The organism is Aestuariivirga sp. (assembly GCF_020252395.1).
In the GTDB taxonomy this organism is placed as follows: Bacteria; Pseudomonadota; Alphaproteobacteria; order Rhizobiales; family Aestuariivirgaceae; genus Aestuariivirga.
On the sequence record NZ_JADCDB010000019.1, the window covers coordinates 67985 to 92873 of the forward strand.

The 24889-nt window shown below is 64.5% G+C and carries 22 protein-coding genes and 1 pseudogene; 11 read left to right on the top strand and 12 right to left on the bottom strand.

What is annotated here, in order from left to right; genetic code table 11:
- Positions 1–9 precede the first annotated feature (9 nt).
- The 9 genes from IOC82_RS09805 to IOC82_RS09845 all read right to left on the bottom strand — a co-directional run bounded on the left by IOC82_RS09805 (position 10) and on the right by IOC82_RS09845 (position 8835).
- Complete coding sequence (locus tag IOC82_RS09805) at positions 10–1221, bottom strand: MFS transporter (RefSeq protein ID WP_290546001.1); 1212 nt, start codon at positions 1219–1221, stop codon at positions 10–12.
- Positions 1218–1694 (bottom strand): transcription antitermination factor NusB, encoded by a 477-nt coding sequence (gene nusB / locus IOC82_RS09810; RefSeq protein ID WP_290546002.1) that lies wholly within the window; start codon positions 1692–1694, stop codon positions 1218–1220. The genes IOC82_RS09805 and nusB overlap by 4 nt, the downstream gene beginning before the upstream one ends.
- A complete protein-coding gene (ribH, locus tag IOC82_RS09815) occupies positions 1691–2185 on the bottom strand; it encodes a 6,7-dimethyl-8-ribityllumazine synthase (RefSeq protein WP_290546003.1) in 495 nt (164 codons plus the stop codon). The genes nusB and ribH overlap by 4 nt, the downstream gene beginning before the upstream one ends.
- Positions 2182–2775, bottom strand: a complete 594-nt coding sequence (locus IOC82_RS09820) for a riboflavin synthase (protein WP_290546004.1) — start codon at positions 2773–2775, stop codon at positions 2182–2184. The genes ribH and IOC82_RS09820 overlap by 4 nt, the downstream gene beginning before the upstream one ends.
- Before the next feature lie 9 nt (positions 2776–2784).
- Complete coding sequence (ribD, locus tag IOC82_RS09825) at positions 2785–3783, bottom strand: bifunctional diaminohydroxyphosphoribosylaminopyrimidine deaminase/5-amino-6-(5-phosphoribosylamino)uracil reductase RibD (RefSeq protein ID WP_290546005.1); 999 nt, start codon at positions 3781–3783, stop codon at positions 2785–2787.
- Entirely contained in the window at positions 3773–4252 is a 480-nt protein-coding gene (gene nrdR / locus IOC82_RS09830; RefSeq protein ID WP_290546006.1) for a transcriptional regulator NrdR, read from the bottom strand. The genes ribD and nrdR overlap by 11 nt, the downstream gene beginning before the upstream one ends.
- A 220-nt stretch (positions 4253–4472) precedes the next feature.
- The gene (gene glyA / locus IOC82_RS09835; RefSeq protein WP_290546007.1) at positions 4473–5855 is read right to left on the bottom strand and encodes a serine hydroxymethyltransferase; all 1383 of its coding nucleotides are present in this window, start codon (positions 5853–5855) and stop codon (positions 4473–4475) included.
- 188 nt (positions 5856–6043) lie between these two features.
- Positions 6044–8002, bottom strand: coding sequence for a L,D-transpeptidase family protein (locus IOC82_RS09840; RefSeq protein ID WP_290546008.1), 1959 nt, complete (start codon positions 8000–8002; stop codon positions 6044–6046).
- 320 nt (positions 8003–8322) lie between these two features.
- Positions 8323–8835 carry a MarR family transcriptional regulator gene (locus tag IOC82_RS09845; RefSeq protein WP_290546009.1) on the bottom strand — a complete coding sequence of 171 codons (513 nt, stop codon included), beginning with the start codon at positions 8833–8835 and terminating at the stop codon, positions 8323–8325.
- 573 nt (positions 8836–9408) lie between these two features.
- Here IOC82_RS09845 and rpsB point away from each other — a divergent pair.
- Both rpsB and tsf read left to right on the top strand, forming a co-directional pair.
- A pseudogene (gene rpsB, locus IOC82_RS09850) lies at positions 9409–10164 on the top strand (30S ribosomal protein S2); the annotation flags it as partial.
- Between the two features lie 90 nt (positions 10165–10254).
- On the top strand, positions 10255–11175 hold the full coding sequence (gene tsf, locus IOC82_RS09855) for a translation elongation factor Ts (protein ID WP_290546010.1): 921 nt from the start codon (positions 10255–10257) through the stop codon (positions 11173–11175).
- 328 nt (positions 11176–11503) lie between these two features.
- On the opposite strand, the gene IOC82_RS09860 is transcribed toward tsf, so the two are convergent.
- Both IOC82_RS09860 and IOC82_RS09865 read right to left on the bottom strand, forming a co-directional pair.
- Positions 11504–11785: an acylphosphatase gene (locus tag IOC82_RS09860; RefSeq protein ID WP_290546011.1), complete on the bottom strand. Its 282-nt coding sequence runs from the start codon at positions 11783–11785 to the stop codon at positions 11504–11506.
- Complete coding sequence (locus IOC82_RS09865) at positions 11782–13752, bottom strand: acetyl/propionyl/methylcrotonyl-CoA carboxylase subunit alpha (protein ID WP_290546012.1); 1971 nt, start codon at positions 13750–13752, stop codon at positions 11782–11784. Before IOC82_RS09865 ends, IOC82_RS09860 begins: the two co-directional genes overlap by 4 nt.
- 127 nt (positions 13753–13879) lie before the next feature.
- Here IOC82_RS09865 and rlmB point away from each other — a divergent pair, with 127 nt between their 5' ends.
- Positions 13880–14584 carry a 23S rRNA (guanosine(2251)-2'-O)-methyltransferase RlmB gene (gene rlmB, locus IOC82_RS09870; protein ID WP_290546013.1) on the top strand — a complete coding sequence of 235 codons (705 nt, stop codon included), beginning with the start codon at positions 13880–13882 and terminating at the stop codon, positions 14582–14584.
- A 252-nt stretch (positions 14585–14836) separates the two neighbouring features.
- Here rlmB and IOC82_RS09875 read toward each other — a convergent pair whose 3' ends face one another.
- Complete coding sequence (locus IOC82_RS09875) at positions 14837–15697, bottom strand: ATP-binding protein (RefSeq protein WP_290546014.1); 861 nt, start codon at positions 15695–15697, stop codon at positions 14837–14839.
- A 111-nt stretch (positions 15698–15808) separates the two neighbouring features.
- Between IOC82_RS09875 and yajC the strand changes: the two genes are divergently transcribed.
- The 8 genes from yajC to IOC82_RS09915 all read left to right on the top strand — a co-directional run.
- On the top strand, positions 15809–16147 hold the full coding sequence (gene yajC / locus IOC82_RS09880) for a preprotein translocase subunit YajC (protein ID WP_290546015.1): 339 nt from the start codon (positions 15809–15811) through the stop codon (positions 16145–16147).
- Positions 16148–16153: 6 nt separating this feature from the next.
- On the top strand, positions 16154–17758 hold the full coding sequence (secD, locus tag IOC82_RS09885; protein WP_290546016.1) for a protein translocase subunit SecD: 1605 nt from the start codon (positions 16154–16156) through the stop codon (positions 17756–17758).
- 16 nt (positions 17759–17774) lie between these two features.
- Positions 17775–18722: a protein translocase subunit SecF gene (secF, locus tag IOC82_RS09890; RefSeq protein ID WP_290546017.1), complete on the top strand. Its 948-nt coding sequence runs from the start codon at positions 17775–17777 to the stop codon at positions 18720–18722.
- Entirely contained in the window at positions 18719–19093 is a 375-nt protein-coding gene (locus IOC82_RS09895; RefSeq protein ID WP_290546018.1) for an MTH938/NDUFAF3 family protein, read from the top strand. The genes secF and IOC82_RS09895 overlap by 4 nt, the downstream gene beginning before the upstream one ends.
- On the top strand, positions 19090–19830 hold the full coding sequence (locus tag IOC82_RS09900; protein ID WP_290546019.1) for a squalene/phytoene synthase family protein: 741 nt from the start codon (positions 19090–19092) through the stop codon (positions 19828–19830). Before IOC82_RS09895 ends, IOC82_RS09900 begins: the two co-directional genes overlap by 4 nt.
- A gap of 181 nt (positions 19831–20011) precedes the next feature.
- Positions 20012–21955, top strand: a complete 1944-nt coding sequence (dnaG, locus tag IOC82_RS09905) for a DNA primase (RefSeq protein ID WP_290546020.1) — start codon at positions 20012–20014, stop codon at positions 21953–21955.
- A 129-nt stretch (positions 21956–22084) separates the two neighbouring features.
- Positions 22085–24184, top strand: coding sequence for an RNA polymerase sigma factor RpoD (rpoD, locus tag IOC82_RS09910; protein ID WP_290546021.1), 2100 nt, complete (start codon positions 22085–22087; stop codon positions 24182–24184).
- Positions 24185–24511: 327 nt separating this feature from the next.
- A partial coding sequence (locus tag IOC82_RS09915; protein WP_290546022.1) for a transposase occupies positions 24512–24889 on the top strand: 378 nt, incomplete at its 3' end.

Consider the following 24889-nt stretch of genomic DNA (forward strand, 5'->3'; position numbering starts at 1 on the left):
ACGCGCCGGTCATGCCACCTTCATTGCCTTCCCATAAGGATGCCTTACCAGCCACACGATCATCGCCAGCGCCAGCACCACCATGGGGAAGACGGCATAGTTCACGCCCTGCCAGCCGAACCAGGCGAGGAGCTTGCCGGCCAAGAGCGAGGTGACGGCGGTGGTGGTGAAGACCAGCAGGTCGTTGAGGCCCTGGGCCTTGTTCTTTTCTTCCGGCGCATAGGTTTCAGTGAGCATGGTGGTGCCGCCGATGTAGCCGAAGTTCCAGCCCAGCCCTAAGAGCACCAGGCCGATGGCGAAGTTCTCGAAATGAAGCCCCAAGAGGCCGGAGACCGCAGCACCCACCAGCAGCAGCATGCCGATGGCGGAAACCCTCTCCGCGCCGAAGCGCTGGATAAAGGAGCCGGTGAAGAAGCTGGGCACGAACATCGCGAGCGCGTGCCACTGGATGACCCAGCTCGAATCCTTCACCGTGAAGCCGCAGCCCAGCATGGCGACGGGGGTCGCCGTCATCACCAGCACCATGATGCCGTAGGCCAGCATGCCCGTCATGGCCGCCACGATGTAGCGTGGCTGGCCGGCGATCTCCCGCAGCGGGCGGCCCGGGGGCGCGCCGTGCTTCTGGATGAGGGGGATATCGACGGCGGTCAGGATGGCCGCACCGATGAGAGCCAAGGCGGCCATGACCGTCCATGTGCCGGCGAAAGTGACAGGCGCGAAGAGATCGACAGTCTCCATGACCATGAGCGTGCCGATGAGAGCCGCAAGAATGCCGCCGGTCATCACCCAGGAAATCGCCCTGGGGCGGAAGGCGGGGCTTGCCGTGTCGGCTGCCGCGAAGCGGTAATAAGAAGCGGAGGCCTGGTAAATGCCGATCATGAGGCAGCCCAGCAGGAACAGGCCGAAGCTGCGCTGGAAGATGGCATAGGCGCCAACGAGGGCGCCAACGCCCCCCGCCAGCGCACACGACACAAAACCTGCGCGCCGCCCGATGCGGCGCATCATCAACGAGATCGGAAAGGTCGATAGCGCCGTGCCAACGATCATCATCGACATGGGCAAGGTGGCCCACACGGGGCTGGGGGAGAGCTGGGAACCCACAAGTCCCGCCGTTACCACCACGGCCGTGGTTACCGCCCCGTAAAGCGCCTGGGCGGCGGCGAGGATCATCGCGTTGCGGCGAGCCTTCGCATCGTCGAAGGCGGGGGCCTTATCCGTCACGCGCCGAATTCCCCGGGCCGCGACTGGCGGGCGAGCTCGTTGAGCACGCCGTTCACGAAGCGCGGCTCCTCCGCGCCGAAGAAGGCATCCGCCACGTCCACATATTCGCTGATCGCCACCTTGGCGGGGACACGCTCCATGAACATCAGCTCATAGGCGCCGGCGCGCAGGATGGCGCGCACGGTGGAGTCCAGCCGGTGCAGCGGCCAGTTCTTGTCGAGGATCTTGTCCACCGTGGGGTCGATGGCCTTCTGCTCACGGACGACACCATCGACCACGTCCTTCAGGTGGCGATAGTCGGCCTCGCCGCACTGGCCGTCCTCGAAGTTCTCGCCGGACGCACGCGAGGAGAACTGCGCCAGAGTCTCGCCCACGTCCGAGCCCGAGAGGTCCATCTGGTAAAGCGCCTGAACGGCGCCCAGCCTGGCGGCAGAGCGGCGTTCGCGGGGATATTTCTTCCCGGCGCCGCTCACGGCGCGGCCTTCGTGCCGTGGCCCGCGGCCTTGCGGCCCATCAGGCGGGAGAAGCGGATCACGGAGAGTGCTGCTTCCGCCGCACCGCCGCCCTTGTCCATGTCATCGACCTTGGCGCGGGCCCAGGCCTGCGCCTCGTTCTCGCAGGTGAGGATGCCGTTGCCGATGCACAGGCCCTCCAAGGTGAGGTCCATGATGCCGCGGGCGCTTTCGTTGGAGACGATGTCGTAATGCGTGGTCTCGCCGCGCAGCACGCAGCCCAACGCCACATAACCGTGGTAGAGGCCCGTCTCATGCGCCAGCGCGATGGCGCCGGGGATTTCGAGGGCTCCGGGAACGGCCATGCGTTCCCACGTTGCCCCTGCCCGCTCGATGGCCGCGATGGCGCCGCGGCACATCTCGTCGCAGAGATCGCCATAGAAGCGGGCCTCGAGGATCAGGAGGTGCGCCCGGACCTGCTCGACGGGGGCTGAAGACTTTTCGACTTTCATGCCGGTTTGTACTCGGTGAGGCGGGCGACATAGCGCGCCAGCATGTCGATTTCAATGTTGACCCGCTGGCCCGGCTTCATGGCGCCCCAGGTGGTGACGGTCTGGGTGTGCGGGATGATGTTGACCCCGAAGACATTGCCTTCGACCTCGTTGACGGTGAGCGAGGTGCCGTCGATGGCGACCGAGCCCTTGGGCGCGATGAAGCGGGCGAGCTCATGCGGCACGCGGAAGCGGAAGCGCATGGAGTCCCCTTCCGGGGTGATCGAGACGATCTCGCCCAGGCCGTCGATATGGCCCGACACGATGTGACCGCCCAGCTCGTCGCCGATCTTGAGGGCGCGCTCAAGGTTGATGCGGGTGCCGGTGGTCCAGCCGCCGAGCGTGGTTTTGGAGAGCGTCTCAGCCGAGGCCTGGATGGCGAACCAGTCCGGCCCCTTCTCGATCACGGTCAGGCAGCAGCCGTTGCAGGCGATTGAGGCGCCCATGCCGACGGTTGCGAGATCATAGGCGGTGGCGATTTCGAAGCGTGTGTCGCCCGCACGGGTGACGGCGCGCACGGCGCCGATGTCGGTGATGATGCCGGTAAACATGAAGCCCTCTTATGGGCGGGCTTCATAGACGCTCAGCAGGTCGCTCCCAAGCTTTTCCTGCTCGACCGGCTGGAATGGCTGCAATGCCTGCTCGAGCGGCAGGCCGGCGAGCCCGTCGACCCCATCGGGACCCAGAGTCACGGGAGAGCGGATGAGGTGGAACTCGTCGACCAGTCCGGCCTCGAGAAAGCTGCGCGCCACCCGTGCGCCGCCTTCGACCATCAGTCGGTTGATGCCGCGCAGGCCGAGCTCGGCCACCACCTGGGCAGCGGTGCCGCGCAACACCTCAGCGCCACGTTTGGCGAGGTGGGAGCTGGGCGGCAGCTGGCCATGGCGGCTCATCACGAAGGGCTGGGGCGAGCGGTTGCGGAGGCCAGGCAGACGGCAGGTGAGTTCCGGGTCATCCGCCCGCACCGTGCCCATGCCGACCAGAATGGCGTTCGACTGGGCGCGCAGGAGGTGGACCCGCGCCTTGGCCTCCTGCCCGGAGATGGCGGTGCGCCTGCCGACGCCGGCGGCGATCTTGCCATCGGCGGAAAAGGCCATCTTCAGAACCACTTGGGGGCGCTTCTTCGTCATTCGAGTCAGGAAGCCGGCCATGTCGCGGCGGGCCTCATCAGCCTTCAGACCGGACTCGAAGAGAATGCCCGACCGCTGCAGGATCGCATGGCCGCCGCCCGAGACGCGGGGGTCCGGGTCCTCAATCGCGGTCACGACGCGGGCGATGCCGGCCGTCGCCAGCGCCTCGGCGCAAGGCCCGGTTTTGCCATGATGCGCGCAGGGTTCCAGCGTCACATAAGCCGTGGCGCCGCGGGCCTTGTCACCCGCGATTTTCAGGGCTTCGGTCTCGGCGTGGGGGCGGCCTCCGGGCTGGGTCCAGCCCACGCCCAAGAGGCGGCCGTCGCGGACGATGACGCAGCCGACATTGGGGTTCTCCGCCGTGGCGCCCAGCGCGCGGCGGCCAAGCCGCAGCGCCACGTCCATCCAGCGATGGTCGTCAGTTGTCACCGGTCTCGCCGTTGTCCTCGTCGCCCGAGAGTTCGCCCAGAAGTTCTTCGAAGTCCTTGGCTTCGCGGAAGTTCTTGTAGACGGAGGCGAAGCGGACATAGGCGACGTCGTCGAGCATCTTCAAGGCTTCCATCACGAGCTTGCCCACTGTCTCGGACTTGATTTCGCTTTCGCCCAAGCTTTCCAGCCTTCTGACGATGCCGGAGACCATGCGCTCCACCCGCTCCGGGTCCACCGGGCGCTTTCTGAGCGCCACCTGGATCGAGCGCATCAGCTTGTCGCGGTCGAAGGGCACACGGCGGCCGGTCTTCTTGAGCACCATCAGCTCGCGCAGCTGCACCCGCTCGAAGGTGGTGAAGCGGCCGGAGCAATCCGGACAATAGCGGCGGCGGCGGATGGCCGTGCCATCCTCGGTTGGACGGCTGTCCTTTACCTGGGTTTCTTCATTGGAGCAGAAGGGACAGCGCAAGGGATGATGACTCGGGTGGTGAGGTTGCACCATGTGTGGGGGAGAGGTGGGGGTGGGTCAAGGGGCGCAATGAACGGTAATCCCCGTGCAGCCCCCAACCCCCAACCCCTTCCCACTGTACACCTCCAAGGGGTAGGGGTGGAGGTGATGCCGGATCGTTCACGAATGGAAAGGGCCGGGATGAGCCCGGCCATCATGACTTTGTGGTGCGGAAAACAGATCAGTAGATCGGGAACTTCGCCGTCAGCTTCTTGACCTTGGCGGCCACGGCCTTCTCGACCTTGCCGTTCTTCCCTTCGCCGTTCCTGGCGAGGCCATCGAGCACCTCGTTGATCAGCGCGCCCACTTCCGTGAACTCCGCCGCGCCGAAGCCGCGGGTGGTGCCGGCCGGGGTGCCCAGCCGGATGCCGGAGGTGATGGTGAAGGGCGCGGGGTCGAACGGGATGCCGTTCTTGTTGCAGGTGATGTAGGCGCGGCCCAACGACTGCTCGGCGGCCTTGCCGGTGACACCCTTCTTGCGCAGGTCGACCAGCATCAGGTGCGTGTCGGTGCCCCCGGAGACGAGGTCGGAGCCGCCGTCCATCATGGCCTTGGCGAGGACCTTGGCATTGCCGGCCACCGCCTTCGCATATTTCTTGAAGGCGGGCTTCAGCGCCTCGCCGAAGGCCACGGCCTTGGCGGCGATGACGTGCTCGAGCGGGCCGCCCTGGAGGCCCGGGAAGACCGCCGAGTTGAACTTCTTGCCGAGGTCTTCGTCGTTCGAAAGGATCAGGCCGCCGCGGGGCCCACGCAGCGTCTTGTGGGTCGTGGTGGTGACGACGTCGGCATATTCGAGCGGGTTCGGATGCACGCCGCCCGCCACGAGGCCCGCGAAATGGGCCATGTCGACCATCAGCCTGGCGCCCACCGAGTCGGCGATCTGGCGGAAGCGCCTGAAATCGATGATGCGCGGATAGGCCGAGCCGCCGGCGATGATAAGCCTGGGCTTCACGGACAGCGCCTGCTCGGCCAGCTTGTCATAATCGATGAGGTGGTTGTCCTCGCGCACCTTGTAGGGGGCGACCTTGAACCACTTGCCGGACTGGTTGACGGGGGAGCCATGCGTCAGGTGACCGCCGCAGGCGAGGTCGAGGCCCATGTAGGTGTCGCCGGGCTGCAGGAGCGCGAAGAACACCGCCTGGTTTGCGGTGGCGCCCGAGTGCGGCTGGACATTGGCATAGGCGCAGTTGAAGAGCGCCTTGGCGCGGTCGATCGCCAGCTGCTCGGAAACGTCGACATACTGGCAGCCGCCATAATAGCGGCGGCCCGGATAGCCCTCCGCATATTTGTTTGTCATCACGGAGCCCTGCGCCTCGAGCACGGCCTTCGAGACGATATTCTCGGACGCGATCAGCTCGATCTCGTGCTGCTGGCGGCCAAGCTCCTGGGCAATGGCCTTGGCGATCTTCGGGTCCGACTTGGAAAGTGCTTCCCTAAAGAAGCCGGGGAACAGCGGCGCGCGCGCGGCCACCTTCTTCCCAGCAGCGGATTTTTTCGCGGTCTTCTTCGCAGCTTTCTTCACCGGCTTCTTTGCAGCCTTCTTCGCCGCAGCCTTCTTCGCCATGTCAATCTCCTCCAGAGCAGACGCGATACGTTGGGGCGCAAATGACAGATTGCGCGGGGGAGGTCCAGATACATCTTTGGCTAGCGGGCGGCGCTCACGCCGGGCGTCAGGATGGTGACATTTGCGCCGCGCCAACGAACACGGGCGGGAGAGGCTCCCGTCCGCCATCAGGTCCGTGCTGTGCGCGTTCAGTTCGTGGCGGTCTTGGCCGCAGCGGCGGGCTTGGCAGGCATCGTAGCGGCAGCGGGCTTCGGCGCAGGGCAGCCGGCGGGCAGCTTGCCGCCGCTGCCGGGCTTGCAACTGGCGGCGGGCTTGGCCGCTTTATCAGGCTTCGCTGCCGCGGTGGCGGCGGGCTTGGCCGCTTTATCAGGCTTCGCTGCCGCGGTGGCGGCGGGCTTGGCCGCAGGTGTTGCCGCGGCGGTGGTGCTCACCGGCTTCTTGCCAGGCGTTGCGGGCTTGGCCGCAGCCTTGGTTTTGGAGGTGGCGGCCGCAGTCTTGGCGGCGGGCTTTGCGGGCGACTTGGCGGTGGTGGCCGTGGGCTTGGCGCCCTTCTTCTGCACCGTCTTTTTCTTGGGACCCTTGGAGGCGGTGGCGCCCGGGTCGGCAGCGAGGCTGTTCTTGGACGAGCCGAAGAGGAACCTCTTGCCAGTGGCCGGGCCGTTGGCCTTGGACGTCTTGCTGGCCGTGTTGACGGAGGCCTGCTTGGCCGGGTTGCCGCCGAGGTTGATCAGGCTGTCGCCGGCCCGCTTGTTCTGCCCCGGCTTCACCTCCTGGTCCCTGGCGCTCTTGCCGCCGAACAGCGCTGCGAGGAAGCCGCCGCCGTCATTGGTGTCGATGTCCTGCTGGAGATAGGGGATGGGCTTCAGCACGAAGCGCTGGCCGGCCTGCTTCTCGCCCACGGGCAGCGGCTGGCCGACCACGAAGCCGGTCCCGTCCATCTCATAAACGTCTTCGCGGAAAGCGGCGACGCCCCCCTTTGCGGGCCAGGCGGTGAGATAGGCGACACGCAGCTGCGGCGCATTGAGAATGTTGACGTCAAGCCGCTCCTGGGACTGAGCAAGCTCGGCGATCTTGGCCGCATTCAGCCCGTCCTGGCCCTGCAGGATCCACTCCAGCATGATCGCCACCTTGTCGACGCGCACGCAGCCCGAGGAATAGAAGCGGTTGGCGGTCCGGAACAGCTGCGGCTCCGGCGTGTCGTGGAGATAGATGCCGAAGGGGCTGGTGAACTCGATCTTGGCGGTGGCCATGGCGTTGTCGCCGCCCGGCTCCTGGCGGAAGTGATAATCCGCGATCTTGGCGGTGCGCCAGTTGATCTTGTCAGGGTCGACCTCGGGGCCGCCCACACCCTGGAAAACCTTGACGTTCATGTCGGCCAGCACCTTGGAGGCGCCGCGCGACTGCATGCGCGGAATAATGTCGCGCTCGACGATCGAGGGCGGCGCGTTCCAGTAGGGATTGAATCGCACGATGGTGAGCGGCGTCATCACCACGGGGGTGGGCCGCGACGGGCGGCCGACGATGGCGTTGTGCAGGGAATAGACCTTGCCCCCCTCCACTGTCTCGATCTGCTGGGCAGGGACGTTGACCACCACATAGCGGGGGCCCAGGTCCTTGGAGTATTCGGCAAGCCGCGGAATATTCGCCTTGATGGTGGCAAGCCGCTGCTGGGCCGGCACGTTGAGGGCGGCGAGCGTGACCGCGTCGATCACGCCGCTGGGGGCGAGACCGTGGTTCACCTGAAAGCGCTTCAGCGCATCCTCGGTGGCGGAGGTGAAGACCTTCTGGAACTCGCCCTGCGTGGCCTCCACCTGGAGATAGCCCTCGACGTAAAGGCGCTGATTCAGGCTCGCCACCTGGTTGCCCGTGGAGCCCTTCTTGATGCGGCCCCGCGGCACTTCCGGCCAGCCGCCGGCGGCGGCGATCTTGGCATATTTGTCGGCCATGGCCTGAATCTGCGCCGGGCTGTCCGGCGTGATAAAGGCCGCCACGCTGCCGTCGTTGACGATGCGGGACTCGGTGGTGGCGGGGATGCCCGAACCCATGCCGTGGCCGGTGGTGGCGGGCTGTGTGACGCCCCGCTTCTTTAAGCGAAGCTGCGAAAACAGCGAATTGTCCTCCTCCGCCCGGACGCTGACCGGAAGCAAGACGGTCGCAGTCAGGCAAAGCAGCACCGCCAGGGACACACACTGCAGGACGCGCTTTGACCGCGCTACAGACCACACCTTCATTACACCCTCATTCTCCGGGACCGCCCGCGTCGCCGCGACTGACCGGCGCGCTCTTGATACCAGTTGCTGCCCGCCTCGTCAAAAGAGCGACATATTCCAGCCGCGAGAAGCCCGCCAAATGCGGCAATATTGAGATAGGCCGCAGCGACTGCTTCCATGGGGAAGGAGTTGGGGCCGCGCTGATGCTTTTCGGCAACAGCACAGCCTCGCCGGCCGTTTGCAGGGCCGGCAAATTCTCAGAGGCGGTAGAGGATCTGGTCGGTCCAGTAGCGCTCGAGCCGGGCAAGCGACTTGTTGATGCGTTCGAGCTCCTCAGCGCCGAGGCCTGCCACCTGTTCGACGGCGCGGAGCTGGCGGTCATAGAGCGCGTCGACGCGGTTGCGGACGGCTTGGCCCTTGGGCGTCAGCCGAACCTTGACGGTGCGGCGGTCATTGGCGGAGCGCTCATGGTGGACATAACCCGCCTCAACCAGTTTCTTGAGATTATACGAGACGTTGGAACCCTGATAATGGCCGCGGCTCTTCAATTCCCCAGCGGTCAGCTCGGCATCCGCCATGTTATATATGAGCAGCGCCTGCACGGGGTTGATGCCGGGCTCGCCATGGCGCTCGAAATCATCCTTGATAACCTCGAGAAGGCGGCGGTGCAGCCGCTCGATCAGGTTGAGCGAGTCGAGGTACTTGAGCTTGACATGAGCCGATCCCGGCTCTGCGGGGAGGCTTGCGGCTGCCTTCGGTTCAGCTGGCACGATTCGATCACCCTCAATACGGGACCGGCTTCTCTGGTCGGCCAGTTCCCCTTCCACGCGAATGAGACTAGGGGGCGTCTCCTTAAGGTGCGCTCAATTCTTTGAGTAAACATCTCCTTATGTTTTAGTGGTTTTTGGCAAAGTGGCGGGAGGCTTTACAGAGCCCTGCCGAACAGTCTTAAGCCATGGTTGCCGCCATCGGCAAAGGCTTGCCGATGGCCGTCGCGGCGCTGAAATGCACGATTTACCATCATGAGCCACCAGCGCGGCGGCGATTAACCTATATCGTCGATCTTGCCATAGTCGCAGTCGCTGTCTTTGCGGCAATACCTACCGCGTGCTGGGCCATAATGCGGCGGGCCTCGGCTGCTGGCGGAGGCTGAACGGCTCATTCGCAGCCCCTTGCATTCCCCTCCCGGCAGGACTATAGCCCGCCCGGTAATTCTTAACTCACACGCGGAGTCAGGCTCCGGCACACGAGGTTCGCCTCCACATAGTGCCAGATCCATCCGGTGCCGGGGCAACCCGGTCACTCTCTCCGCGGCGGATCAACCGGAAAAGGACCGTACCCGCATGGCACTGCCTGAATTCACCATGCGCCAGCTTCTGGAAGCTGGCGTTCACTTCGGCCACCAGACCCACCGCTGGAACCCGAAGATGCGCAACTATATCTATGGAAGCCGCAACGGCATCCATATCATCGACCTGTCGCAGACCGTTCCGCTGCTGCACCGGGCGCTGGTCGCCGTGGCGGACACGGTGGCAAAGGGCGGCCGCGTGCTGTTCGTCGGCACCAAACGTTCAGCGTCCGAACTCGTCGCTGACTCTGCGAAGCGCTCGGCGCAGTATTATGTGAACTCCCGCTGGCTCGGCGGCACGCTTACCAACTGGAAGACCATTTCGCACTCGATCAAGACGCTGCGAACCACCGACGACGTTCTCGGCAAGGAGAACTCGGGCCTCACGAAACGCGAAATGCTCGAGCTCACCCGCACCAAGGAAAAGCTCGACAAGTCGCTGGGCGGCATCAAGGACATGGGCGGCGTTCCCGACATCCTGTTCGTGATCGACACCAACAAGGAGCAGATCGCTATCAAGGAGGCCAACCGTCTCGGCATCCCGGTAATCGCGGTGATCGACACCAACTCGGATCCTGCCGGCGTCACCTACCCGATCCCGGGCAATGACGACGCGGGCCGTGCCGTCGCCCTCTACTGCGACCTCGTCAGCCGCGCCTGCATCGAAGGCATCTCGCTCGCCCAATCGGGCTCGGGTGTTGACATTGGCGCCGCCGAGGAGCCGCTGGCGGAAGAACTCCCGGCCGCCGAGTAATCGGCCCCGGCCGTCGCGCATTCGTCCCGGGGCCTGCCGCATGAACGCGGCAGGCCTCACGCTCTTTCAAACCACAAGAGGTAGAACATGGCCGATATCACGGCTGGAATGGTCAAGGACCTGCGCGAGAAGACCGGCGTGGGCATGATGGATTGCAAAGCCGCGCTGGCAGCGACAAACGGCGACATGGAAGCCGCCGTCGACTGGCTGCGCGCCAAGGGTCTCGCCAAGGCCGCCAAGAAGTCGACCCGCGTCGCCGCCGAAGGTCTCGTCGCGGTAGCCGCCGATGGCGCCACCGGCGCCGTCGTCGAGGTGAATTCCGAAACTGACTTCGTGGCGCGCAACGAGAAGTTCCAAGCCATGGTCGCCGAGATCGCGAAGCTGGCGCTCAAGGCCAATGGCGACAGCGAAGCGCTGAAGACCATGCACATGCCCGGCTCGCCGCACGCGGTGGCTGAATATGTGGCCGAAATGGTCGCCGCCATCGGCGAGAACATGACGGTGCGCCGCACCGCCGCGCTTACGGTGAAGGACGGCGTCATCGGTTCTTACATCCATAACCAGATTGCCCCCGGCATGGGCAAGATTGGCGTCATCGTGGCGCTCGAGTCGACCGGCAACAAGCAGCCGCTCGCCGAATTCGGCCGCATGCTCGCCATGCATGTCGCCGCGACGAACCCGGTCGCCCTCACGCTGGAACAGGTTCCCGCCGACGTGCTGGCGCGTGAATCCGCGATCCTCGAGGAAAAGAACGCCGGCAAGCCTGCCAACGTGCTGGAGAAGATCGTGGCCTCCGGTCTCAAGACCTTCGCCAAGGAAAACTGTCTGCTCGAGCAGGCCTATGTGCATGACGGCGCCAAGACCGTGACCCAGGCCATCGCGGACGCCGCCAAGGCCGCCGGTGCGGATGTGAAGCTCACCGGCTTCGTCCGCATGCAGCTGGGCGAGGGCATCGAGAAGAAGGAAGACGACTTCGCCGCCGAAGTCGCCAAGATGTCCGGCAACTGAGCCGGGTCAGATCCGGAATGATACATCCGCGCTGTTCGATCCGTCACGTCAGCGGAACCGGGTGCAGCTTGGCTCAACACGTGCGGCGAGAGAGCGGCCCCCCGCCTTCGCCGCGGTAACGCCATTAAGGTATAGCGGCGGGGGCGCGGCTTCCCCTCACCTACCCTAGCGCATGTTCCGATCAGGTGGCATCACCTGATCGATAAGAACACGCGCCAGATCAATAGCTTGAGCATGATCTATTCGCAAAGGTGGTTCCACTTTCGCGGATCATGCTCTCGCTACGCTGCATCCCCTTGCGCTTCCGCTTTGCAGGAGAGGAAGTTTTTCACACCGTTGGCCACACCTCGAAGCCGCGCCAGTCACCGGGCGGGTGCGGCTGGCTTGTCACGTTGCGCACGAGCGAAAGTCGGGGTCCGCGGTGGCAGGCGGCGATCATCGACTGCACGTCCTCCTCCCCGCCCATGAACACGGCTTCGACGCGGCCGTCGCTGCGGTTCCTTACCCAGCCCCGGAGGGCGCGCTCATCCGCCTCGCGTTCCACGAAGGCACGGAAGCCCACGCCCTGCACCCTGCCCTCCACGAACACATGAAGGGTGGTGAGGCTCATGCGAATTCCATGATGACGGCATCGACTTGCAGGCTGTCGCCTTGTTTGGCGTTGACGGCCTTGATGGTGACGTCGCGCTCGGCGCGGAGAATATTCTCCATCTTCATCGCCTCGACGATGGCCAGGGGCTCGCCCGCCTTCACCTCCTGGCCGGGGACGGCCAGAATGGCGATGACCAAGCCCGGCATGGGGCAGAGGAGCTTCTTGGAGGTGTCGGCCGCCGCCTTCTCCGGCATCAGCTTGGCGAGTTCCGCCTCGCGTTCGGTATAGACATGGGCCTCGAGAACAACGCCGCGATAGGACAGCCTGTAGCCGTTGAGGATGCGCTTCACCTGCACGGTGACATTGCCATCGCCGAGGTCGGCGGAGAACACCGGCTGACCCGGCGCCCAGCCGCAGCCTTCGGCGAGCGTGTCCGTTTCCTTCGACACGGTGACGGGTATGAATTCCTTGCCGAGCTTCACGATGCGCGATGTTGCGAGATTGACGCCGTGGTTCAGCATCTGGCCATTGATGAGCCGCTTCCGCTGGTTCTCCACATGGTCGAGCACGGTCGCCACCTTGGCCAGCGCCGACGTGATCTCCGGCGTGATCGCATGACCGGTGAAACCGCCGGGGAACTCCTCGGCGATGAAACCCGTGGACAGCGCGCCCGACTGCCAGCGCGGGTTCTCCATGATGGCCGAGAGGAAGGGGATGTTGTGCTGGATGCCGTCGATGTGGAAGGCATCGAGTGCCTCCGCCATCCTGGAAATCGCGGCTAAGCGCGTCGGCGCATGGGTGCAGAGCTTGGCGATCATCGGATCGTAATAGATCGAGATTTCGCCCCCCTCGAACACGCCGGTGTCGTTGCGCACGGTGATTCCATCCGCCACTTGTTCCGCAGGCGGACGATATTTCACCAGCCGGCCGGTGGAGGGCAGGAAGTTGCGATAGGGGTCCTCGGCATAGATGCGGCTTTCGACGGCCCAACCCTTGAGCTTGACGTCCGGCTGCCTGATCTTGAGTTCCTCGCCCGCCGCGACCCGGATCATCTGCTCCACGAGGTCTATCCCCGTGATGAGCTCGGTGACGGGGTGCTCGACCTGCAGGCGCGTGTTCATCTCAAGGAAGAAGAATGAGCGGTCCTGGCCCGCCACGAACTCGACCGTGCCGGCGGAGTCGTAGTTCACGGCCCTGGCGAGCGCCACAGCCTGTTCGCCCATGGCATGCCGGGTCTTCCCGTCCAGGAGCGGAGACGGCGCTTCCTCAATCACTTTCTGATTGCGGCGCTGGATCGAGCATTCGCGCTCGCCCAGATAGATCACATTGCCGTGCTTGTCGCCCAGCACCTGGATCTCGATGTGGCGTGGGTTGACGATGAACTTCTCGATGAACACGCGGTCATCGCCGAAGGAGGACTTGGCCTCGGACTTCGCACGGATGAAGCCTTCCTTCACCTCCGACTCCGAATAGGCGATGCGCATGCCCTTGCCGCCGCCGCCGGCGGAGGCCTTGATCATCACGGGGTAGCCGATCTCGCCGGCGATCTTCACGGCCTCATCCGCATCCTCGATGATGCCCATGTAACCGGGAACTGTCGACACCTTGGCGGCAGCGGCCGCCTTCTTGGATTCGATCTTGTCGCCCATCGCATCGATGGCGCCCGGGTTGGGGCCGATAAAGGTGATGCCCGCGGCGGCGAGCGCCTTGGGGAAGGCGGAGCGTTCGGAGAGGAAGCCATAGCCCGGATGCACCGCTTCTGCCCCGGTCTTCTGGCAGGCCTCGACGATCTTCTCAACCAGCAGATAGGACTGCGCGGCGGCGGGCGGGCCGATGTGGACCTTCTCGTCCGCCATGTCCACATGCAGCGCGCGGGCATCGGCATCCGAATAGACGGCCACGGTCTTTAGCCCCATGCGGCGGGCGGTCTTGATGACGCGGCAGGCGATTTCGCCGCGGTTGGCGATCAAAATCTTCTTGAACATGGCACCCTGGAAATGGCTCTTCGGAACAAGGTTTAGACCGCCCCGGAGCCCCCGGCAATCACACCAAAGGCGAGCCCTCCCCCGGATTTTCCCCCACTTGGTCCGGCACCTTTGCTAGAAGCGCCGCATGAGCGATCCGAATGACCTGATTTACGGCACCCACCCCGTGGCCGAGGCGCTGAAGAACCCCAAGCGCAAGATCTATTCCCTCAAGGCCTCGAAGAACGCCGCCGACAAGCTGGCCGCCGAGATTGCCGCCCGCGGCTTAACACCCGAGATCGTGCACCCCAACGTGCTGGACCGGCGGCTGGGGGAAGACGCCGTGCACCAGGGCTTGCTGATGGAGGCAAAGCCGCTGGACCAGCCGCGCCTCGACCAGATCGCGAAATCCGGCATCGTGGTGCTGCTCGACCAGGTGACGGACCCGCATAATGTGGGCGCGATCCTCCGCACCTGTGCGGCTTTCAACGTGACGGCGCTGGTGGCCACCGCCCGCCACAGCCCGGAGGCCTCCGCCGTGCTCTTCAAGTCGGCCTCGGGAGCTTATGAGCACGTGCCCTTCGTGAAGGTGACGAACCTCTCGCGCGCCATGGCGGAACTCAAGAACTATGGCTTCCGCATCCTGGGGCTCGACAGCGATGCGCCGGAGGATATCGCCGCCGTGGACCGCACCCCGCCCGTCGCCATCGTGCTGGGGGCGGAGGGCAAGGGCCTGCGCCAGCTGACGCGCGAAAGCTGCGACCATCTCGTGCGCCTGGACATGAACGGCCCGGTCCGCAGCCTCAACGTCTCCAACGCCTGCGCGGTGACGCTCTACGCACTGACACGCTGAGCCGCGCCCCGCCCCGCACACTCATCCGCCCCGGCATCGCGCATCGCGTTGCGCGTCTCCTCAACTGTTCCGCGGACCGTCTCGCCGGGGTGATCGCTGCGCCAGACTTCATACGGCCTTCGGGCGCCTTCTTGCATTGATCCGTAAGGGGGAAGGACGTGCGGGGAGATCGCGCAACGTGTCCTTCTCCCGTTGCGCGGCAATGGGAAGGCGCCCGGCAGTCCGGATGAGGGCCCAGTCAGCGCGGCAAGCCTACTCCAGCTTCTGCCCCAGCCTCCCCGCCAGGTCCTGAATATATTGCCACGCCACGCGGCCTGAGCGGCTGCCGCGAGTGGCCTGCCATTCGATGGCGCCTGACCGCAGCGTCCCGGCATCGGCCTTCAGGCCATAATGCGCCGCATAGCCCGCGATCATCTCCAGGAACTCGTCCTGCGAGCAATTGTGGAAGCCCAGCCACAGTCCGAAGCGGTCTGACAGCGAGACCTTCTCCTGCACCGCCTCTGAGGGGTTGATCGCGGTCGAGCGCTCGTTCTCGATCATGTCGCGCGGCAGCAGGTGGCGGCGGTTCGACGTCGCATAGAAGATCATGTTGGAGGGCCTCCCCTCGATGCCGCCGTCAAGCGCCGCCTTCAGCGACTTGTAGGAGGTGTCGTCGGCATCGAAGGACAGGTCATCGCAGAACACGATGAAGCGATAATCGGGGTTCTTGCGGATGATGTTCATCAGCACAGGCAGGCTCTCGATGTCCTCGCGGTGGATCTCCACGAGCTTCAGAATGCCGTCCGTCTGCTCGTTGATGGCGTGGTGCGCGGCCTTGACGAGGGAGGACTTGCCCATGCCCCGCGCGCCCCAGAGCAGCGCATTGTTGGCGGGAAGGCCCCGGGCGAAGCGCCCGGTGTTTTCGATCAGGATGTCGCGTGTCAAGTCGATGCCGCGCAGCAGCGACAGCTCCACGCGGTTGACGTTGGGAACGGGCTCCAGCTCCGGCGGCGCAGCATGCCAGACGAAGGCGGATGTGCCCTCAAGGCCCGGTTCCCGCGGCTTGGGCGGCGCCAGCCGCTCCAGCGCCTCGGCGATGCGGGTGAGCAGCGAATGATCGATTTCCTGTGCCATTCTGCACTCTTAGCCGACGGGGCAGGGGCCGTAAAGAAGCCCCAATCGATTGGTTGCAATAGAGGCAACCATCGCTATATTCCGCCCAAACTTTGGTTCGGGAGACTCCCCTTGTTCATCACTCCGGCCTATGCCCAGGCCGCCGGCACACCCGGTGCGGGCGATTTCATCGGCATGGTGCTGCCGCTCGTCCTCATCATGGGCGTGTTCTACTTCCTGCTGATCCGCCCGCAGCAGAGGAAGATGAGAGAGCATCAGGAGATGCTCAAGAAGGTAGGCAAGGGCGATACCATCATCACCAATGGCGGCCTGATCGGCCGCGTCGTCAAGGTGATCGACGACAGTGAGCTCCAGGTGGAGATCGGCGAAAACATCAAGGTGCGCGTGCTGCGCACCGGCATCGCCGACGTGCGCGCCAAGGGCGAGCCCGTGAAGACCGAGGCCAAGTAAGCGCCGATGCTGCATTTCAGCAAATGGAAGCAGCTCGGCATTCTGGTCGCGGTGCTGGTCTCTGTCATCGTGGCGCTGCCCAACGTGCTGCCCGCGGCCTATCAGAACAAGCTGCGCCCCTATGGCCTTCGGCCTATGACGCTGGGCCTCGACCTGCAGGGCGGCGTCAACATCCTCCTTGAGATCGATCGCGAAGACCTGAAGAAGCGGCTGACCGAGCAGCTCGTGGGCGATATCCGCTCGACGCTGCGCGAGGCCAAGATCGGCTACAACGGCATCAACCGCGGGCCGGACGGCGTGCGCGTGCGCATCACCAAGCCGGAGGACATGGACAAGGCCGTGCCCGACCTGCGCAAGCTCGCGCAGCCCGTGGAGGCCGGCGGCCTGTTCGGCGCGGGTGCGGCCACCGCGCTGTTCGACGTCTCCGTCGACGGTCAGCAGGTGAACTTCATTTTCGCCGAGAAGGGCATCGACAACAAGATCCAGCAGGCCGTGAGCCAGTCGATCAAGATCGTCGAAAAGCGCGTCAACCCCGATGGCGTGGTGGAAGCGACGATCCAGCAGCAGGGCAAGGACCGCATCGTGGTGCAGCTCCCCGGCGTGCAGGACAGTCAGGAAGTGAAAAGCCGGCTGGACCGCACCGCCAAGCTCACCTTCCAGCTCGTTTGCGAGGCCCAGCCCACGGCAGCGGGCCAGAACCCGCCGCCGGAATGCAAGGCGCTGCCGATGAAAGACGATCCGAAGAACATCCTGTGGATCCAGACATCGAGCCGCGCCACCGTGGATGGCGCCGACCTCACCGATGCCCGCGGCGCCTTCGACCAGAACAACCAGCCCGTCGTCTCCTTCCGCTTCAACCAGAAGGGGGCGGAGCGCTTCGGCAAGATGACGCGCGACAATGTCGGCAAGCCTTTCGCCATCGTGCTTGACGACATGGTGATGAGCGCGCCGCGCATCAACGAGCCCATCCTGGGCGGCTCCGGCCAGATTTCCGGCAGTTTCACGGTGGAGGAGACCAACAATCTCGCCGTGGTGCTGCGCTCTGGCGCCCTGCCCGCCAAGTTGTCGATCGTCGAGGAGCGCACCGTGGGTCCGAGCCTCGGCTCGGACTCGATCAAGGCCGGCTTCAATGCCTCGATCATCGGCCTCGTGCTGGTGGTCGGATTCATGATCTTTTCCTATGGCCTGTTTGGCGTCTTCGCGAACATCGCGCTGCTGGTGAACCTGATCATGCTGATCGCCATCATGAGCTTCTTCGGCTTCACCATGACGCTGCCCGGCATCGCCGCCATCGTGCTCACCATGGGCATGGCGGTCGACTCCAACGTCATCATCTTCGAGCGCATGCGCGAGGAGTGGCGCAACGGCCGCTCGGCGATGAGCGCCATCGAAACGGGCTTCAAGTCGGCTTTCGGCACGATTTTCGACTCCAACTTCACCGCCCTGATCGCCGCGGTGGTGCTGTTCGGTGTCGGCTCCGGCCCCGTCAGGGGCTTCGCCATCACCCATGCCATCGGCATCCTCACCACGGTGTTCACCGCCTATACGGTGACGCGCTACATCGTGTCGCTGTGGGTCGCCCGGACGAAGCCCAGGGAGGTTCCGCTCTGAGGGCGGAGGTCACACCATGAAATTCAGGCCCATCCGCTTCATTCCGGACGACACCCGCTTCCCGATCATGCGGCTGAGCCGCTTTGGCTTCTTCGTCTCGGGTCTCTTGTCGCTTGGCTCCGTGCTGCTCTTCATCTTCGCCGGCCTCAATGTCGGCGTCGACTTCAAGGGCGGCACGGTGATGACCATCCGCACCCCCCAGCCCGCCAACATCGAGCAGCTGCGTGCCCAGGTGAATTCGCTCGGCCTCGGCAATGCCGAAATCCAGGAATTCGGCTCGCCCAATGACGTGTTGATCCGCCTTCCCGCCGCGGAGGGCGGAGATGACGCGCAGCAGACGGCGATTGCCAAGGTCAAGCAGGCGCTGGGCGCCGGGGTCGAGTTCCGCTCCGTCGAAGTGGTGGGTCCAAAGGTCTCGGCCGAACTTGCCGAGCAAGGCATCATCGCGGTGGTCTCGGCCATCCTTGGCATCCTGCTTTATGTGTGGTTCCGCTTCGAATGGCAGTTCGCGGCGGGTGCGGTGCTCTCGCTGCTCCATGACGTGCTGATTACCATCGGCGTGTTCTGTCTCTTGAGGATCGAGTTCAATCTGCAGATCATCGCGGCCATCCTCACGATCGTCGGCTATTCGCTGAACGACACCGTCGTTGTCTTCGACCGCATCCGCGAATACATGCGCAAGTACAAGTCTATGAACCTCGCGGACCTTATCGACTTTTCGATCAACTCGGTCTTCCCGCGCACCATCCTCACCTCGGTGACCACGATGCTGGCGCTGATCGCGCTCTACATCTTCGGCGGCGAAGTGCTCCGCGGCTTCACCTTCACCATGATCCTCGGCGTGCTGATCGGCACTTATTCCTCGATCTTCATCGCTTCGCCGGTGCTGATCCTCCTGGGCACGGTGATGAGCGAGAAGAAGGCGCCGGACGCGAAGGCGAGGGCCGCCGCCGCACGGCCGTGACGGCGCATTATCCCGGCCGGGCGGCCATCGACACCTATGGCGCCGGTGGCTTTGGCTTCGCGGGGATGTCGCACTGCGGTTCGATCCTGGCTCTGCCCTCAGGGATCTATGCTTGGACCGTCAATCCGCCGGCGTTGACGCCGGCTGATTTCTCCATGGCGATCGCCGAAAAGGCCGGGATCGATCTTTTCCTTATAGGCATGGGCCCGGAGATGGCGCGGCCGCCCAAGCCCGTCCGTGCCGCGCTCGAGGCTGCAGGCCTCATGTATGACCCGATGGCCACCGGCCATGCGGTCTCCACCTACAACCTGCTGCTGGAAGAGAAGCGCCGCGTCGCCGCCGCCTTCATCGCCGTGGACTTCGGCCCATGAGCGAGGCCGCGGACATCGTCCGCGCCCATGACCGCGACCGCTGGCTCTCCACATTCTTCGCACCCGATGCGAAGCGCCTGCACCTGCTGGCGCTCTATGCCTTCAATGCCGAGGTGGTGAAGATCCGCGACACGGTGAGCGAGCCGCACCTCGGCATGATCCGCCTGCAGTGGTGGCGGAACGCGCTCGACAGCATTTATGCCGGCGACGCCGCACCACGCCACCCGGTGGCGGAGGCGCTGGCGCTGGCGATCAAGGAGGGCGGGTTGCCGCAGCAGGCGCTGGCCGATCTTGTCACCGCGCATGAGTTCGACCTGTTCCATGACCGCATGCCGGGCCTCACCGAGCTTGAGGCCTATCTGGGTGAAGCCTGGTCGCGCCTCATCATGATGGCGGCGATGATCCTCGACCGCGACGCCGCAAAGGCCAGCGAATGCGCCGGGCTTGCCGGTGTCGCGCAGGGGCTAGCCCTCATCTTGGGCGACCCTCGGCGCCGCGATCCCTTCCTGCCGGAGGGGATGGACGTGCAGTCCGCGATCGGCCACGCCGGGAACAGGCTGGCGCAGGCCATGACACTGCTGCCTGCTCTGCCGAAATCCGTTCTCCCGGCCTTCCTGCCGGTGAGCCTGACGGGGCTCTACCTGAAGAAGATCGCAGCCGCCCCGGATGTTCCGCTCGCCGTTTCGCCGCTGCGGCGGCAGGCTGCCATGTGGTGGACGGCGAGGAGGTGGGGTTGACGCTCACCCTCCTCAACCGTTATCCAGCGTTCGCCCGGCCCCCGCTTCGGGCATCGGCCTCCCGGAAAGCTGCATACGGGCTTTCCCCAGGATGAGGGCCTTCAAGGGGAGCGGACCTCCCAGGGAGATAGACCTTCCCGCAAGCTTGAACTCCCCCTCCAAACGGCGCACATGAGGCATCATGCAGGTGCCTCCGTCATTTCTTGAAGACATCAGGAACCGGGTTTCCATTTCCTCGGTGGTCGGCCGCAAGGTCACGTGGGACCGGAAGAAGTCCAACCCGGGTAAAGGGGACTTCTGGGCCTGCTGCCCGTTTCATGGCGAGAAATCGCCCTCCTTCCATGTCGATGACCGGAAAGGGTTTTACCATTGCTTCGGCTGCAAGGCCTCGGGCGACGTGTTCCGCTTCCTCGTCGAAAAGGAGGGCCTGAGCTTCCCCGAGGCCGTCGAAAGGCTGGCCCAGGAGGCGGGCCTCCCCATGCCTGTCATGTCGGTGGCCGACCAGCAACGGGAGGAGCAGCGGGCGAGCCTCTACGACGTCATGGAAATGGCGGCCAAGTTCTTCGAGGCCGAACTCCATGCCGCACGCGGCTCCCGTGCCCGGGGCTATCTGGCCGACCGCCAGCTGTCCCCCGCCATTCAGAAGGAATTCCGCTTGGGCTATGCGCCGGACGACCGCTCGGCGCTGCGCACGCACCTTGCCGACAAGGGGGTCTCGGTCGGGCAGATGGCGGAGGCTGGGCTGGTGATCGCGGGCGACGACATTCCCGTCGCTTATGACCGCTTCCGCGACCGGGTGATATTCCCGATCCGCGACCCCAGAGGCCGGGTGATCGCATTTGGCGGCCGGGCCATGGCGAAGGACGTGCCGGCCAAATATCTGAACTCGCCGGAAACCCCGCTGTTCCACAAGGGCCAAGTCCTCTACAACCTCGACAAGGCCCGCAGGCCCGCCCACGATAAGGGTCAGATCATTGCGGTCGAGGGCTATGTCGATGTCATCGCCATGCACCGCGCCGGATTGCCGCATGCGGTCGCCCCCCTGGGCACAGCCCTGACCGAGGACCAGCTCCGGATCTTGTGGAAACAGGCGGCCGAGCCCATCCTGTGCTTCGACGGCGACGCGGCGGGAATCAAGGCTGCCTACCGCGCCCTCGACCTCGCCCTTCCGATGCTCGAACCCGGCCATTCGCTGCGCTTCGCGCTGCTACCCGAAGGACAGGACCCGGACGACCTCCTGAAAGCCCAGGGTTCCGAAGCCCTACGTGAGGTGGTGGAAGGAGCACAGCCGCTGACCGAGATGCTGTGGCAGCGCGCGCTGGCCCAGAATGACCGGTCTACGCCCGAGCGCCGCGCCCAGTTCGAGAAGGATTTGCAGCGTTTTCTCAATGCGATCAGCGACGGTGTTGTGAAAAAGCATTATCTCGCGGAGTTCAGCGGTCGAGTGCGCGGGCTGTTCCAGACCATAAGCGGCAACCGGGGCTCCAACTTCCGCCGCCAAGCCTATGGAAATACTGGTGGAAATAGCAGTTTCAAGCCCAATCAGCGGCCTTGGAACGTCCAGCAGCCGCCCACCGCCGGTCTGCGCCGCCTGGCGGCCCAGCCCAGCCTCCAGTCAGGGGCGGAGCGGCGGGAGCGGATGATCGTCCTCACCCTGATCAACCACCCCGGCCTGGTGCATGAGTTCCTCGATGCCTTCGCCAGCCTTGAGATGGCGGTGCCTGAGCTTGACTCGCTCCGTACACAAATCATAGATAGGGCAGCATTGGAGTCCGGACTTGACGGAACGGACCTCAAGGACCACTTAATCAAGGTTGGCTTTGGTCCTCTGCTGGACCGCTTGGAAGCCCAGGCGAAACGGCTGAACGAATGGTTCCTTGGGAGCGGTGCTGCGCAAGATGACGCCCGCACAGGCCTTCGTCAGATGATCGCCCTGCACCGGAAAACCATCACCCTCGAGCGGGAGCTCCGGGCGGCGGAAGCCGCCTTTGCTGACGACCCGACGGAGGAGAAGCTGAACGCGCTGAAGGCCGTGCGCGAGCAATTGTCGTCCCATGCGGGGTCGGAAGCCCAGATCGAGGGTTTCGGCGCCGCCTCTGGCCGTCAGATTGACGCGATGTCCTGAGGCATCGGAAACGGGTTCGAAGTCAATTTCTGGGTGAAGCAGCGCTTGAAGCGCGGTTCCCAGCTTTTGACCCCGAATCACAAAGTTGCTATGGCGGGGTCTCCTCGCCTGAATTCCAAGGACTTTTTCATGGCCCGAGCCCAAGTGCGCGCACCCGCCCCGGACGACCAGGACCAGCAGGCAACTGGCGACGACAACGAGGCCCCGGAAGCCCAGGTCGAAGGTTCGGATTCGCCGATTCTCGATCTGTCGGATGCCGCCGTCAAGCGGATGATCAAGCTCGCCAAGGCGCGCGGCTTCGTGACGCTCGATGAGCTCAACGCCGTTCTGCCCTCGGACGAGACGAGCCCCGAGCAGATCGAAGACATCATGGCGATGCTCAACGAGATGGGCATCAACGTGGTGGAGTCCGAGGAAGAATCCGAGAATCTCGCCGCAAAGGTCGAAGCCGAGGCCGAGGGCGAGTCGACCGAGACGGCGCTGATCAAGGTCGAGGCCGCCAAGACGCCGGCCGACCGCACGGATGATCCCGTCCGCATGTACCTCCGCGAGATGGGCCAGGTGGAGCTCCTCTCGCGCGAGGGCGAGATCGCGATCGCCAAGCGCATCGAGGCCGGCCGAGAGGCGATGATCGCAGGGCTTTGCGAAAGCCCGCTCACCTTCCAGGCCATCATCATCTGGCGCGATGAGCTCAACGAAGCCAAGATCCTCCTGCGCGATATCATCGACCTCGAGGCGACTTATGCCGGCCCCGACGCCAAGAAGCAGGGTCCGGTGCAGACGCCAGCCCCCTACGTCCCGCCCAAGGAAGAGGTGAAGAAGAAGGCTGAGGCCAAGCGCGCGGAGGCCAAGCGCGCCGCAGCCTCCTTCCGCCGCCCGCTGGATGACGAATTCAGCGATGTGCTGAGCCCGGAGGATTTCGACAAGCCGCAGGTTGAGGAGGAGGAAGACGATGAGGGCGATGACCTCGGCGTCTCGCTCTCCGCCATGGAAGCGGAGCTGAAGCCCAAGGTTCTCGAAATTTTCGATAACATTGCCCGCAATTACAAGAGCCTCCGCAAGCTGCAGGACCAGGAAGTGGCCGAAGGCACCGAGCTCTCCCCCTCCCAGGAGCGCCGCTACAAGAAGCTGCGCGAGGAGATCGTGGCGGAAGTGAAGTCGCTCTCCCTCAACAACGCCCGCATCGAGGCGCTGGTGGAGCAGCTTTATGACATCAACAAGCGCCTGAACGCGCTGGAAGGCCGCCTGATGCGGCTGGCCGAAACCTATAAGGTTCCGCGGCCCGAGTTCCTGAAGGAATATCAGGGCAACGAGCTCGACCCCGACTGGCTGAAGCGCGTCGGCCGCTTGACGAAGTTCGGCTGGAAGAAGTTCGTCAATGACGAGAAGGACTCTATCAGAGTGATCCGCGACGAGATCTTCGATCTCGCGACCGCCACGGGCCTGCAGATCCCTGAGTACCGCCGCATCGTCGCCATGGTGCAGAAGGGCGAGCGCGAGGCGCGGATCGCCAAGAAGGAGATGGTGGAAGCCAACCTCCGCCTGGTCATCTCGATCGCCAAGAAATACACCAACCGCGGCCTGCAGTTCCTCGATCTGATCCAGGAGGGCAACATCGGGCTCATGAAGGCGGTCGACAAGTTCGAATACCGCCGCGGCTATAAGTTCTCGACCTATGCCACCTGGTGGATCCGCCAGGCCATCACCCGCTCGATCGCCGACCAGGCGCGCACCATCCGCATCCCCGTGCATATGATCGAGACGATCAACAAGATCGTGCGCACCTCGCGCCAGATGATGCATGAGATCGGCCGTGAGCCGACGCCGGAGGAACTGGCCGACAAGCTCTCCATGCCGCTCGAAAAGGTCCGCAAGGTGATGAAGATCGCCAAGGAACCGATCTCCCTCGAAACGCCCGTCGGCGACGAGGAGGATTCGCACCTCGGCGACTTCATCGAGGACAAGAACGCCATCCTCCCCATCGACGCGGCGATCCAGGCCAACCTGCGCGAGACGACGACCCGCGTGCTGGCCTCCCTCACGCCCCGCGAAGAACGTGTGCTGCGCATGCGCTTCGGCATCGGCATGAACACCGACCACACGCTCGAGGAAGTCGGCCAGCAATTCTCGGTGACGCGCGAACGCATCCGCCAGATCGAAGCCAAGGCGCTGCGCAAGCTCAAGCACCCGAGCAGGAGCAGGAAGCTGCGGAGCTTCCTGGATAATTGATGGTAAGGCAGTCCGCTTTGAACTGATGGAATTTTTGAGCTTTTTTGCCAGGCTGCGGTGACCAATTCAGGAATGGAGAGTCCCAGAAGGGCGCAAATCGGCTCCGAGGATGATTAGTGGAGATCAGCCATCAATCGTGACGAGCTTCGCGACGATCCGTGGGGCTTAAGGCCGTGTCCCCGGGCGTGGTGTAGGTTCTGACGGGGAAGCCGTTCGCGAAGCGCGCCCGCAGGGGGCGCTGTAGCGAGCGAACGGCTTTGGGTAGTCACCGGGGTTTCCGGTAGGGTCTGGTTGCTGAACCTCACCCCCAAGACCGGAGAACCACCGATGACCGGCGACAGAATGACCCTTATGGAGCTTGTTGAAAAGCAGGCGCATGGCGGCTTGGTGCGCGAGATGATCGGCTTTGCCGCCGAGCGGCTGATGGAGCTGGAGGTGGGTGCGCTCACTGGGGCGGCCCACGGCGAGAAGAGCCCGCTACGGCTGGCCCAGCGCAACGGCTACCGCGACAGGGACTGGGAGACCCGCGCCGGGACGGTCGAACTGCGCATCCCGAAGTTCAGGAAGGGCAGCTGCTTCCCGGGCTTTCTCGACCCCCGGCGCATGGCCGAGAAGGCGCTCACCGCCGTCATCCAGGAAGCCTATGTGCAGGGGATATCGACCCGCTCGGTCGACGATCTGGTGAAAGCCATGGGGATGAGCGGC